Origin of the sequence: Acinetobacter sp. YH01019 (genome assembly GCF_013420285.1) — a bacterium.
Taxonomy (GTDB): Bacteria; Pseudomonadota; Gammaproteobacteria; order Pseudomonadales; family Moraxellaceae; genus Acinetobacter; species Acinetobacter gandensis.
On the sequence record NZ_VOYM01000001.1, the window covers coordinates 233,824 to 247,079 of the forward strand.

The 13,256-nt window shown below is 41.0% G+C and carries 12 protein-coding genes; 8 read left to right on the forward strand and 4 right to left on the reverse strand.

The genetic code is table 11. From position 1 onward, the window contains the following. The first annotated feature begins 42 nt into the window (after nucleotides 1-42). Nucleotides 43-1,170 (forward strand): endonuclease/exonuclease/phosphatase family protein, encoded by a 1,128-nt coding sequence (locus tag FTT84_RS01155; RefSeq protein WP_180079646.1) that lies wholly within the window; start codon nucleotides 43-45, stop codon nucleotides 1,168-1,170. A 377-nt stretch (nucleotides 1,171-1,547) separates the two neighbouring features. After that, nucleotides 1,548-1,853 (forward strand): hypothetical protein, encoded by a 306-nt coding sequence (locus FTT84_RS01160; RefSeq protein ID WP_180079648.1) that lies wholly within the window; start codon nucleotides 1,548-1,550, stop codon nucleotides 1,851-1,853. 89 nt (nucleotides 1,854-1,942) lie between these two features. Here FTT84_RS01160 and FTT84_RS01165 read toward each other — a convergent pair whose 3' ends face one another. From FTT84_RS01165 to FTT84_RS01180, 4 genes are all read right to left on the reverse strand, one after another. After that, complete coding sequence (locus tag FTT84_RS01165) at nucleotides 1,943-3,043, reverse strand: glycosyltransferase family 4 protein (protein ID WP_067763823.1); 1,101 nt, start codon at nucleotides 3,041-3,043, stop codon at nucleotides 1,943-1,945. A gap of 34 nt (nucleotides 3,044-3,077) precedes the next feature. Continuing rightward, nucleotides 3,078-4,013 carry an LpxL/LpxP family Kdo(2)-lipid IV(A) lauroyl/palmitoleoyl acyltransferase gene (gene lpxL, locus FTT84_RS01170; RefSeq protein ID WP_067763820.1) on the reverse strand — a complete coding sequence of 312 codons (936 nt, stop codon included), beginning with the start codon at nucleotides 4,011-4,013 and terminating at the stop codon, nucleotides 3,078-3,080. A gap of 89 nt (nucleotides 4,014-4,102) precedes the next feature. Continuing rightward, the gene (locus tag FTT84_RS01175; protein ID WP_180079651.1) at nucleotides 4,103-4,864 is read right to left on the reverse strand and encodes a 3-oxoacyl-ACP reductase; all 762 of its coding nucleotides are present in this window, start codon (nucleotides 4,862-4,864) and stop codon (nucleotides 4,103-4,105) included. Between the two features lie 191 nt (nucleotides 4,865-5,055). After that, on the reverse strand, nucleotides 5,056-6,960 hold the full coding sequence (locus tag FTT84_RS01180) for an ATP-binding cassette domain-containing protein (RefSeq protein WP_067763814.1): 1,905 nt from the start codon (nucleotides 6,958-6,960) through the stop codon (nucleotides 5,056-5,058). A gap of 35 nt (nucleotides 6,961-6,995) precedes the next feature. Between FTT84_RS01180 and FTT84_RS01185 the strand changes: the two genes are divergently transcribed. From FTT84_RS01185 to FTT84_RS01210, 6 genes are all read left to right on the forward strand, one after another. Next, nucleotides 6,996-7,241, forward strand: coding sequence for a SlyX family protein (locus FTT84_RS01185; RefSeq protein WP_067763811.1), 246 nt, complete (start codon nucleotides 6,996-6,998; stop codon nucleotides 7,239-7,241). Between the two features lie 140 nt (nucleotides 7,242-7,381). Then, complete coding sequence (locus tag FTT84_RS01190; RefSeq protein ID WP_180079652.1) at nucleotides 7,382-8,383, forward strand: hypothetical protein; 1,002 nt, start codon at nucleotides 7,382-7,384, stop codon at nucleotides 8,381-8,383. Between the two features lie 70 nt (nucleotides 8,384-8,453). Further along, a complete protein-coding gene (locus FTT84_RS01195; RefSeq protein ID WP_067763805.1) occupies nucleotides 8,454-8,903 on the forward strand; it encodes a hypothetical protein in 450 nt (149 codons plus the stop codon). Between the two features lie 38 nt (nucleotides 8,904-8,941). Beyond that, nucleotides 8,942-11,584 carry a type I DNA topoisomerase gene (topA, locus tag FTT84_RS01200; RefSeq protein WP_180079654.1) on the forward strand — a complete coding sequence of 881 codons (2,643 nt, stop codon included), beginning with the start codon at nucleotides 8,942-8,944 and terminating at the stop codon, nucleotides 11,582-11,584. Between the two features lie 90 nt (nucleotides 11,585-11,674). Beyond that, on the forward strand, nucleotides 11,675-12,469 hold the full coding sequence (locus FTT84_RS01205) for an NYN domain-containing protein (RefSeq protein ID WP_067763799.1): 795 nt from the start codon (nucleotides 11,675-11,677) through the stop codon (nucleotides 12,467-12,469). Nucleotides 12,470-12,472: 3 nt separating this feature from the next. Continuing rightward, complete coding sequence (locus FTT84_RS01210; protein WP_067763796.1) at nucleotides 12,473-13,231, forward strand: hypothetical protein; 759 nt, start codon at nucleotides 12,473-12,475, stop codon at nucleotides 13,229-13,231. The last annotated feature ends 25 nt before the right edge of the window (nucleotides 13,232-13,256 follow it).

The window sequence follows — 13,256 nt, forward strand, 5'->3', positions numbered from 1 at the left end:
TTTATGAATCAATAAAAAATAAAGAATATAAAAGGAGGCGCTATGATTTGGGTAGAAATTTTGTCAGTGGTGGTCATATGGTTGACATTCTGGTCGTTGATTCCACGTGATGAGTGGTGGTTCCGCGGCGCAGATTTTCCACGCCTCCAAATTCTAGCCTTGGGAGCAATTGCCTTCATTTTATTGATTGTATGGAAAGCAGAGTGGGACACACCGCGAGAAATTATTTTCGTTGCTCTAATTGCTGCAATGGCTTACCAGCTGAAGATGGTTTTACCCTACACCATGTTGTGGAAGAAACAAGTTAAGCAAGTCAGTCAAGTACAGTTAGATGAAAGCAAACAAATTTCCATGATTGTTTCAAATGTCCTCACCACCAATACCAAATATCATTTATTGATTGAGTTAATAAAAAAGCACCAGCCTGATTTAGTGTTGACGCTGGAAACGGACCAAACTTGGCAAAATGAACTTGCAGTCATTGAAGCCGATTATCCTTACCGTGTTCCAGTGCCCTTAGATAATCTCTATGGCATGCATTTATACAGTAAGTTAGAGCTGACCGAGACAGAAGTTAAATTTATCCTAAGCGATGAAATTCCATCGATACATACTCGGGTAACGCTGCCTTCTGGTAATCAAGTTCAGCTGTATTGCTTGCATCCTAAACCGCCAAGTCCGACTGAAGCCAAAGATTCAACGTTGCGCGATGCGGAATTACTGATTGTTGGCGATCAAATCAAAGATATTGATGAAAGTTGTATTGTGATGGGTGATTTAAATGATGTGGCTTGGTCGAGGACGACACGCTTATTTCAGCGTATTAGCGGTTTGCTCGATCCACGTGTTGGGCGTCATTTTGTAAATACTTTTCATGCTGATTATCCATTACTCCGCTGGTCACTCGATCATGTTTTTCACAGTACTGATTTTGCATTGGTGCATATGGAGCGTCTACCACATATGGGATCGGATCATTTTCCAGTTTATGTGGTGTTGCAAACAGGTCGAATTTTTGAGCAAACTCAACAAGAGCTTGAGCAGACTGATGAGGATGAACAAGAGGCGCAAGAAGCGATTCAAGATGGGATAGAAAAAGCGGAAAGAGAAGAAAAGATTGTGACGGATGAAATCGCGAGTGACTATAAGGATGGAACCAAAGTGCCATAAAGGTCTTGGCTTTTAAGAAAAAAGTGTACGATATGGCTTACAAAAGTTTCGGCTTCTGACGAATGGTCAGGTTAAACATATTGACTTAATCTTTATTCATCGGCAGACGGAACTGGGAATGGATAATCCCGCTATGGAAGACTAAGCCGTTGGAACGCATCACGGATAGGATGCAGGAAAGGAAAGCCAAGAAAAAACAACAAAAAATACTTGTGAAAGCACAACCTCATAGACCCGAGTTTTGCAGGATGCAGAACTCGGGTTTGCTTCATTTAAGATACATGATTTTGCTTTTCTTTTGATCGATTTATGAATACAGTGACCACAATAAATAACAAGATCAAACTCAAAAAAATGATGTAAGAAGGGGGGGATATATGTTGTCTGAATGGCACCAACAGTTACAGAGAATCACACATTTATCAAGCGATGCTTTAGCAATCTATTTGGGATTGATCATTTTCTTTGTTGTGGCATTTTGTCATCAGCGGCAATTGAAGTCGAATTATGCGATTTGGGCCGTTATTCTTTTAGCTGTTGGTGTTGAGCTATTCAATGCACGGCATGATATTTTAGATAAAGGTTATTGGCGGATTGGGCAAAGTCTGCAACATATAATCAATGTGCTGTTGTTGCCACTGACGCTGTGGTTCATGGCACGATATCGTGTATGGAAGGGGTAATAGTGCTTGATAAAAAATAAGACATCTTAAATATCAGAAAATAATAGATGTCTTATTTCAAATTAAAGCTCAGGATGAACGCTATAAGATTATTGATTCACTTGCTCATATAAAGCCAGCGTCTGATCACACATATCTTTTAAGCTAAACATTGTGATTGGTTCCACTTGTTGAGGTAGGTCTAAATGTAACTTTAGAGCTTCGAGCAAAGCGGTTTCATCATCAACCGGCACTAAACCTTGCGGATAAACATTCGATAATATTTCAGCGACACCACCTCGGTTCCAGCCAATGACTGGTGTTCCCACAGATAGTGCTTCAAGCGCAGTTCGACCGAAAGTTTCAGCTTGACTAGACAATGACAATACTAAATCACTGAAAGCTAACCATTCACGGATATCCGAACGATGTCCCACAAACGTAATGCGCTCACTCAATCCTTTTGATTGGATGGTTGAATGCATCTCTTTCAAATAAGCTTCTTTTTTAGGATCTGCACCACCGACCACAATGGCATGAAGGTTTGGATATTGTGTTTGTAACTTTTCGATCAAATCAATTAAGGTTTCATGACCTTTTAAACGTGTAATACGGCCTGGCAAGCAAATCAGTTGCTTATTTTCTAGTTCCGGAAAGTCTTTAAGCGTTTGGTTGAACCATTGTGCTGATGGTTGATAGCCATGTGGAAAGGCAGCAGGGTCAATTCCCCGATAAATTCGAACAATATCTTCAGGCGGGCAGTTTTTATAATGATCCGTAATATATTGAACCACGCTATCCGATACAGCGATGACTTTTTCAGCTTGGGTCATAATTTGGCTGTAGCGATTAATCGAATAAAAACCATGTACTGTAGAAATAAGATGTGGACGTTTATCTTTTGCAATTCCTTTTAGGGCAAAATGAGTAAGCCATGCAGGTACACGAGACCGTACGTGAACAATATCTGGCTGATGTTGCAAGATCAGTTTTCGTAGCGGGCGAATTTGCCATAAACTCGATAATGCTTTTTTATGCACGGCTAAGGTTAAGTGTGTAGAACCTTCTGCTTCAAGCTGCGAAACCATACGCCCACCATTGGATACGACCAATGATTCATGTCCTGCAGCTACAAGGGCACGAGCGATTTCTAGAGTCCCACGTTCAACACCACCGCTATTGAGTTCAGGTAAGAGTTGCATCACTTTCATAGTCTTTCTCTTTTAATTATTTGGTGAGTTGAACTCAGTAAATTTTATCGAAGCCTTGTGGGCGAGTTTTAAAACGGCGGTGGAACCACATATATTGAGTCGGAGCAATACGGAGTTGGCTTTCAATAATTTGATTGACCCGAGTCGCATCGGCAACTTCATCTTCACTTGGGAAATGCTCTAAAGCAGGTGAGATCAGGACACGATAGCGTGGATTTGAAATATCACCTTCACGGTAAAAATACAGTGGAATTGCAGCGGCTTTCGAGATTTTCATGAGACGGCGATGTGCCGTCACTGTAGCAGCAGGCGTACCAAAAAAAGGAGCCATAACACCTTGTTTTAAACCAAAATCTTGGTCGGGACTATACCAAATGGCATGTCCATTTTTAAGATTTCGAATTAGACCACGCATATCATCATGGTCAATTTGGTTGGCATAGATCGTTGCTCGGCAGCGTACAATCAACATGTCCAAAAGTGGATTATTCTGCGGGCGATACACCACGTCTGGGTCGAAGTACTGCGCACATAAATACCCCCCTGCATCAAGCAAAGTTGAATGCGTACCGAGTAGCAAGACACCTTTGCCCTCAGCTTGCGCATTTTGGAGATGCTCTAGACCTTCAATTTGGACACGGCCTTTAAACCACTGTGGGCTATACCATGCATTTAAGGTTTCAAAGATTCCGATCATTTGGTCAATGAACACTTGGCGAGCATTGGTTTGGAGTTGTTCGGGCGTCCATTCAGGAAAGCAGACTTCCAAATTGCGGATGGTGGTTTTACGGCGTGATTTCAAATTGTTAAAAGCAACAGAACCTAAAAAATGCCCAAGACGATGTTGAATTGCCCAAGGGAGTATTGCCAAAATCATCAGGAAGACAATGCCAATCCAAATTCCCCAATACTGTGGGAGTAAGAATGACCATTGAAACTGACCAGGTTGATATTCAGGCTTTTGACTCATAGGGCAAAATGAAAATGCTAAAAAATAGGAATCAGTTTAACATGAAGCTGAATTGAAAGAGAAAGTTCAGCTTCATGGCATTTACATTTTTAACCTTTAACTAAACCACCATCGACAATGAGGTTTTGTCCTGTCACTGCTCGTGAATAAGGTGATAAAAATATCATAATCGCTGCAGCAAACTCGTCTGGTGTCGTGACTGTTCGTAGTGGTGTTGAAGCTGCAATCAAATCAAATACAGCATCAGGCGTAGCTTTACTGGCATCCGTACTTTGTAACAGACCGCCTGACAACATATTGACATTAATGCCATACTCACCAAGTTCATGTGCTGCTGTACGTGTGAAAGCCAATAGAGCAGCCTTTGCCGCAGTATAGTCATGGTAAGGTACGACAGGATTTTGCACGAGGTTAGTCCCAATATTCACAATACGTCCAAAGTGGGCATTTTGCATATCCTCTAAGGCTGCTTGAGTCGTATTAAGTGCCGCAACCACAGCACCATTGAATTGTTGTTGTAAGTTTTGTGCTGTTAATTCCGCAATTTTCGGGCGGGCATCGCCATTAAATTGAAAATCAATCAGCGCATTATTCACGACTGACGTTATTGACGCACCGAAATGTGCTTTGGCAGCAGTGAATAATTGCTCAACTTGTGATTTATCAGTGACATCGGCTTGATAAGCAAAAACTTGCTGTGGAAAATCTAGAGCCAATTGCTGAGCTGCGGTTTGACTTGAAAAATAGTTCACTACGACTTGAGCGCCTTCGGCAATTAATGCCTGACTAATGGCTAAGCCGAGTCCACGAGCGCCACCGGTCACTAATACAATCTGCTCTGAAATTTGCATACACAAGTCCTTATTTGATATGAGCAAACCATAGCAAGCTTTGACTCAAAGCCCAAATCGAATTGAAGGTGTAGGGTTAAGAATATTCCAAACGTTTTTGTTTTCAGTTTTTTAAGTCTGAGATTTAAAAAAAGCCGTATCGAAATACGGCTTCTTAAATGCATTAAGAGAATAAGACAGTAACTAAATAATTAACCATTACTCATATTTTCAAGTTCTTCTAAGCGTTCCATTTTTTCAAGCATTTCGTCATCAATAGCCGCAAGACGTTGTGAGGCTTTGGTAGCAGCATCAGCATCGGTCACAAACCATGAACCATCTGCCAACTTATCAGTAAGTTCTGCTTGCTCTTTTTCCAATGCCGCAATTTCGGTTGGTAATTGGTCAAGTGCACGTTGATCTTTATAGCTCAGTTTGACCTTTTTCGGTACAGCCGCAGCAGCTGCCGCTTCAGCTTTGGCTAAGGCTTTTTTCACATCACTTTTTTGATCGACTGCAGTTTGGTCTGGACGCTGTTCTAGATAGTCTTGATAACCACCGATGTATTCATCAATGTTGCCTTTACCATCGAAGACCCAAGTTGAAGTCACGACGTTGTCCATAAAGGCACGGTCATGCGAGATCAATAATAATGTGCCTTTATAACCCCCTAACATTTCCTCAAGTAGTTCCAACGTCACCATATCCAAGTCATTGGTTGGTTCGTCCATCACAATCAGGTTTGATGGTTTGAGCAATAATTTAGCCAGCAAAATACGGTTACGTTCACCACCCGATAATGCTTTTACAGGTGTGCGTGCACGTTCAGGAGAGAATAAGAAATCTTGTAAGTAGCTATAAATATGACGACGGCTACCATTCACATCGACATGGTCTGAACCTTCAGACACGTTATCCTTAACTGATTTTTCTAAATCGAGTGCATTACGTAATTGGTCAAAGTAAGCGACTTCAAGTTGTGTACCTGTTTTAACCAAGCCGTCATGTTCTTGTTCACCTAAAATGGCTTTGATCAGTGTGGTCTTACCAACACCGTTATCGCCGACCAAACCAATTCGGTCACCACGAAGTACCAATGCAGAGAAATCTTTAATGATTGGATCATTGTTGCCAAATTTCACCCGTAGATTTTCAATCTCGAAGACCACTTTGCCTGAACGGTTAGCTTCTTGCGTTGACATGCTCACTTTACCTTGTTGTGAGCGACGTGCACGAGATTCTTCGCGTAGGGCTTTTAATGCACGGACACGGCCTTCATTACGGGTACGGCGAGCTTTAATCCCTTGGCGAATCCAAACTTCTTCTTCTGCTAACTTTTTATCAAATAAAGCATTTTGCTTTTCTTCAGCTTCCATTTGCTGAGCTTTCAGTTCAAGGTAGCGTGAATAGTTGCCTTCATAACTGCGCAATACGCCACGATCGAGTTCCACAATACGAGTTGCAATATTGTCGACAAATGAACGGTCATGCGAAATAAACAATAAGGTTAAATTGTTTTGATCCAGCAAGAATTTTTCTAACCATTCGATACTTTCAACATCCAAATGGTTAGTTGGTTCGTCGAGTAAAAGCACATCAGGTTGAGTCAGTAGTGCACGTGCAAGCAATACACGACGTTTACGACCACCCGATAAATCTGCCAAATCTGCTTCTGGGTCTAAGCCCATTTTGCTCAAAATTGAATTTACTTTAGTTTCAAGTGCCCAACCATCGAGCATATCCATCTTGTGCTGTAGGTTACCCATACGTTCGCATGCTTCCATGTCGCCTAATACGCATGCATCACTTGCTTCATGATACGCACGTAAGACGCTTGCAGCTTCACCAGCACCATCGGCAACAATATCAGCAACCTTACCCGAATCCATCGGTACATCTTGGGCCAACATTGAAATGGTAATGCCGTTTTGTAGAGAAACTTCACCACCATCGGGTAATAAACTTCCCTCAATCAGTTTAAGTAAAGTAGACTTACCCTCACCATTACGGCCAATTAAACACACCCGTTCGCCGCGTTCTAAACTAAAATTCGCGCCGTCGAGTAGGGCAGGTCCACCAAACGCAAGTTGGACATCCCTTAAAGTAATATAGGCCATAATATTTCCTGAAAAATCTCAAATGAGGACTTGAAGTGTCTAAACAACAAAATACTGATAATCAAGCGCCATTGTCCGCACCCATTGAAGATTTGCAAGTGCGAATTGCATTTTTAGATGATTTAGTTGAGCAACTAAATGACCAAGTTGCCCGTCAAAGTGCTGAAATTACAGATTTAAAGGCGCAAATGCAGTTGATTTATCAACGTATAGAGTCTGCAGATTTATCTGAAGGCATTGCTGCATTTGATCCAATGACCAATCGTCCGCCACATTATTAAAATGTGGTCGCTACGTGCAACTCCATTCTATCGGCAGATTCAGTCTGTTCTGTCATAAGTTCTGTAAAATTATTTGACCTTTTGCACGCTGACAGGTCTAATGCACCGCATCTGCTGATCAGAACTGATAATTCACTCTCATGACTCAAAAAGTTGTCCTGCTGGATTTGGAAAATAGCCCACCAACGGCAAACCTATTACGCAATATTGTTGAGCATTACAGCACGCTCTATCTATTTAGTTGTAGTGGCAAATTTGAGTATGCCCTTGAAGATTTAACCGAAATTGCAGGCTGGATTGGAAGTGGTCAGGTGGTGATACTTGATATCCCTGAAACGCCAGAAAAAGAATTTGAATATGCGGTGATTGTGGGACAATTGATGGCATTGATTGAGCCTGAAACACATATTGAAGTGATTTCAGGTATGCCAGAAATTGATTTATTAATGCAATTGCTACATGGCTCTGATCTCAGTGCAAGCCTCATTCAAATTCAACCGGTAGAAAATGTCGGCAAAGTTAAATATAAAATTCCAGACATCGAAGCGATTCGTAACAAGCCAGATTTATTGTTGGTTAAACAGTACTGCGATGGCCTGGATAAACTGAATGGCAAACCCAACAGTTTGGAAAAATTAAAAAATTCATTAATCAACATTTTGCAGATTTCAGCTGAAAAAGCCCAACATCTATTGGGGATGTTGATCAATTTAAAAATTGTGAAATGCTTTGATGAGCAAATCTCCATTCGTAAAAAAGTACTGAAGCAATGGGTACAACTGGATTTAAGTGCGTCGGTTGAACCGAAGCAAACAGCTCCAATAGCTAATTTAGAACAATTTTCTGCACAGTTAGAGAGTCACGAACTTTATAACGAAGATACTGCATCAGTTATTCAAGCAGCACAGCAAGGCTTATTTAAAAACTTTAACAAAATCGATCCAGTGCAGATGGAAGTCATTCGTAAATTGCACGAATTAAAATCAGATAAACCAAAAGATATCTACGCATTACGTGATTTATTAGAGCAAATGTTCCCACAATCCGATGTCCGATTATTACTTAAAGAATTGATCGAAAAGGGATATATCTATTGGAATGGACATGAAGTGCTTTATAGCCACGAGATGTTCCTGAATTAATTTTATCGAGTGAACTTGCGTTTTATATTGTGCTTATGCAACTCTAATAAAGGAATATAAAGGTTGTGCTATGGAAAATACTGGAATCTGGGTTACCGTTTTTATTGTAGTCTTTGTACTTGGGTCAATTTTTGGGCTACGAGTAAATCCAAGAGAAAAAGCTTTAGGCATCATGCGTGAAAAAGCTCGAAAAATGAGTTTACATCCGCGTCTAGTGGCTGCTCCTGATTGGACCAAGATTCCAAAGGCATCGGAAAATCGTGCCAGTATGGTGGCATATTATAGTGTGCTTATTCCAGATGCGCGCTTGCCTTTAATGCGAGCTTTGGTGGTGGATGACAAACTTGAACTTGTCTATGGTGATGATAAGTTTAAAGACTTACCCATTACATTAAAGGGCATTTATGCTATTGATATGCAGGCAAACTGTGTAGGACTCTATTGGAACGAAGAATCTGACTTAAGAGCTACCCAGCTTGATGATATGAAAGCATTTCTACATTCATTGGCTGAACTTTAAATTTTAAAATACCTATTAAACAGGAATGATGGTTAACTATGGCGAACGCTCCTCGGTCTACATCTAAAAGTACCACAGCAAAATCTTCCGATGCTGGGAAAAAGCGTGCGTTAGTGATTGTGGAATCGCCTGCTAAAGCGAAAACAATCAATAAATATTTGGGTTCTGACTACATCGTAAAATCTTCGGTGGGTCATGTCCGTGATTTACCAACTGGTGGCTCTGCAAAAACAGCAGAGAAAAAACCAGCGACGCGTACCAAATTGACTGAAGCTGAAAAAGCAAAAAAAGCACAAAAAGCTTTGGTCAACCGTATGGGCGTCGACCCTGAAAACGACTGGAAAGCTCAATACGAAGTGCTTCCAGGCAAAGAACATGTAGTTGCAGAACTGAAAAAATTGGCATCGCAAGTCGATGAAGTCTATCTCGCAACGGATATGGATAGAGAAGGGGAAGCGATTGCATGGCATTTAAAAGAAGTGATTGGCGGGGATGACTCACGTTATCAACGTGTGGTGTTCAACGAAATCACTAAAAATGCGATCCAAGAAGCCTTTAAACATCCTTCTCGCCTCGATACAGATAAAGTCAATGCACAGCAAGCACGTCGCTTCTTAGACCGTATTGTGGGCTTTATGATCTCACCATTGTTGTGGGAAAAAATTGCCCGTGGTCTTTCAGCTGGTCGTGTACAGTCCGTTGCGGTGAAGCTGGTAGTTGAGCGTGAACGTGAAATTCGTGCTTTCATTCCTGAAGAATTTTGGCAAGTTTTTGCAGATACCAAAGCTAAGAAAGATGATATTCGTCTTGAAGCGGTGAAGCAAAACGGCAAGACTTTAAAATTACACAATAAAGCTGAAACAGATGCGCTTCTAAATCTGATTAAAGATGCTGATTATACGGTAACGACTCGTGAAGATAAGCCAACTAAGGTTAATCCGAGTGCGCCTTACATCACGTCGACTTTACAACAGGCTGCAAGTACCCGTCTTGGTTTTTCTGTGAAGAAAACCATGATGTTGGCACAGCGCTTGTATGAAGCGGGTTTCATTACCTATATGCGTACAGACTCAACTTTCTTGAGTGATGATGCAGTCAATATGGTACGTGGTCATATTGAGTCTGAATTTGGTCAAAAATATCTGCCGGCGAAGCCAAACCGTTATGGCAACAAAGCGGGTGCCCAAGAAGCCCATGAAGCGATTCGTCCGTCAAATGTGGCGCTAAAAGGCGACCAATTGGCAGGTGCTGAACGTGATGCACAGCGCTTGTATGACTTGATTTGGCGTCAGTTTGTGGCATGTCAGATGACACCAGCGGAATATTTATCATCGACCATTTTAGTAGATGCCAATGGTGTAGAACTCAAAGCCAAAGGTCGTACCTTGGTATTCGATGGTTTCACCAAAGTTCGTGGTCAAAATAAATCGGATGATGATGTACTCTTGCCTGCGGTGAAAGTGGGTGAAGTACTGAAACTTGAAAAATTAGATCCATCGCAACATTTCACAAAACCACCTGCACGCTTTACCGAAGCGTCATTGGTTAAAGAACTTGAGAAAAAAGGCATCGGTCGTCCATCGACCTATGCAGCGATTATCTCAACCATTCAAGACCGTGGTTATGTAAAACTTGATAACCGTCGTTTGTTTGCCGAGAAAATGGGTGAAATCGTGACAGACCGTCTCGATGAAAACTTCAATAACTTGATGAACTATGCCTTTACCGCCGATTTAGAAGGTCAGTTGGATAAAGTCGCGGATGGTGATCGTAATTGGAAAGAGCTGCTCAATAGTTTCTATGGGGATTTCAAAACACGTTTGACTACAGCACAAGGTGAAAATGGCATGCGCCGTAATCAGCCTGTAGAAGTAGATGCAGTACACTGTAAAGAATGTGACCGTCCAATGCAGATTCGTACAGGTACAACAGGCGTATTCTTAGGTTGTTCGGGTTATAACTTACCTCCTAAAGAGCGTTGTAAGGGCACATTGAACTTAACACCTGTCGAATCTTTAGCAGCACTGTCTGATGATGATGCTGCGGAAACGGCTGACTTGATGTCGAAAAAGCGTTGTCCAATCTGTGAAACAGCCATGGATAGCTATGTGATTGATGGTGGTCGTAAGTTACATGTCTGTGGTAATAACCCAGATTGTGTTGGTTTTGAACTCGAAGAAGGTGAGTTCAAAATTAAAGGCTACGATGGCCCAACCATTCCATGTGATAAGTGTGATGGCGAAATGCAGCTCAAAACGGGCCGTTTTGGTCCTTACTTTGCCTGCAATAGCTGTGATAACACCCGCAAAGTATTGAAAAGTGGCCAACCAGCGCCTCCACGTGTCGACCCAATCAAAATGGAACATCTACGTTCAACCAAACATGATGACTTCTTTGTACTTCGTGATGGTGCTGCAGGCTTATTCTTAGCGGCAAGTAAGTTCCCGAAAGTACGTGAAACACGTGCGCCGAAAGTGTCGGAACTCCGTAGTGTAGCTGAGCAGCTTGATCCGAAATATCAATTTATTTTACAAGCGCCAGATGTCGACCCTGAAGGCAACCCAACCTTGGTGAAGTTTAGCCGTAAGAATCAAGCGCAATATATTGGTTCTGAAAATGCGGAAGGCAAACAAACCAAATGGTCTTTGGTGTACCAAGATGGTAAGTGGGTTGAGGCTTAAGCTTTAAAATCAATAAAATGCTGACTTCGGTCGGCATTTTTTATGTCAGAATTAATCAAAATTTAAATGATAAAAATGATTGGGGAAATAGTGGAAATTCAAACAAAAAAGTTTGCTGTACTCATAGATGCGGATAACTCTTCAATAAATGCTATTCCTTCCGTATTAGAAGAGGTTGCAAAATATGGAATTGCCAGTGTTAAACGAGTTTATGGGGATTGGAGCAGCGAAACGCTAAAAAATTGGCGTGATGTTTTACTTCCGCATGCGATCACACCCGTACAGCAATTTGCCTATACCAAAGGTAAAGACGCAACCGATATGATTTTGATTATTGATGCGATGGATTTGTTATATGCAGGAGCTTTAGATGGTTTCTGTATTGTATCCAGTGATAGTGATTTTACGCCTTTGGCATCTCGAATTCGTGAGAATGGTTTGAGTGTTTATGGTTTTGGGAAAAAGACAACACCAGAAGCATTTAAAAAAGCCTGTGACAAATTTATCTATGTCGAAAATTTAACAAGTGATATTGATGTAAAAAGCATAGATGAGGATGAATTACTATCTGTTGCAATGAAGAAAGATGTCAACAATATTGAGTCTAAAATATCTGCACAAACTAAAGAAAATACAGTTGCTGATACTATTGATAGAGCGACTTTAAATTTAATTTATAAAGCAGTGAAAGATAATGCAGATGAAAATGGCTGGGCGAATTTGAGCATGGTTGGGCAGTATATTAGTGCAGTAAAACCTGATTTTGATTCACGTAACTATGGACGTGCTAAGCTTTCAGGTTTAATCAAAACGCTTAATTTATTTGAGACAAAAATAGAATTTAGCCAAATGTATTTAAGAAAAATCAAAAAACAAAGTAATTAAATTATGTGGAAAAAAATTCGAGTATTGTGCTTACTCATCATCTTATTGATTGTAGCAGTGAATGCCTATCGTGATAAAAATCAAGATTGGAGCAAACCAGTCTTTGTGCTTTTACATCCGATCAATGCAGATGGATTGGAAAGTACCCAAACCTATATTAGAAATTTAAAAGAAAGCGATCTACTTTCAGCACAACAATTTTTGCAACAAGCTGCACAACAATACCGTGGGAAACCTACCTATTTTTATTTCAAGTTAGGCCGTGAAATTTACTCATTAGCGCCTAAAGTTCCAGATCATGCTGGAATGTTTGATGTCATTTTATGGAGTCTAAAGTTTCGCTATTATGCGTGGAAACAGCATGAAAGTGGCGATGGCGCACCCAGTGTCACATTGTTTTTAAATTATTACGATCCGAAATCAACCAGAGAATTAAAGCACTCAACTGCTTTGGAAAATGGTCGCATCGGCTCGGTGAATTTGTTTGCTTCAGCGAAGCAGTCGGAGCAAAATAAAATTGTATTGGTGCATGAATTACTGCATGCCTTCGGTGCGACGGATAAATATGATTTGGCGACAGGTCAACCAATTTTTCCGCTTGGTTATGCTGCACCCAATCAACAACCCCTATTTCCTCAGGCACAAGCAGAGTTAATGGCAGGGCATATTCCGACATCCAAAATACAAAGTAAGATGCCTGATTCTTTGAAGCAAACCGTTATTAATGAAGCAACGGCGCTCGAGGTGGGATGGCTAAAATAATGTGGATAACGTCGATTTTATCCAC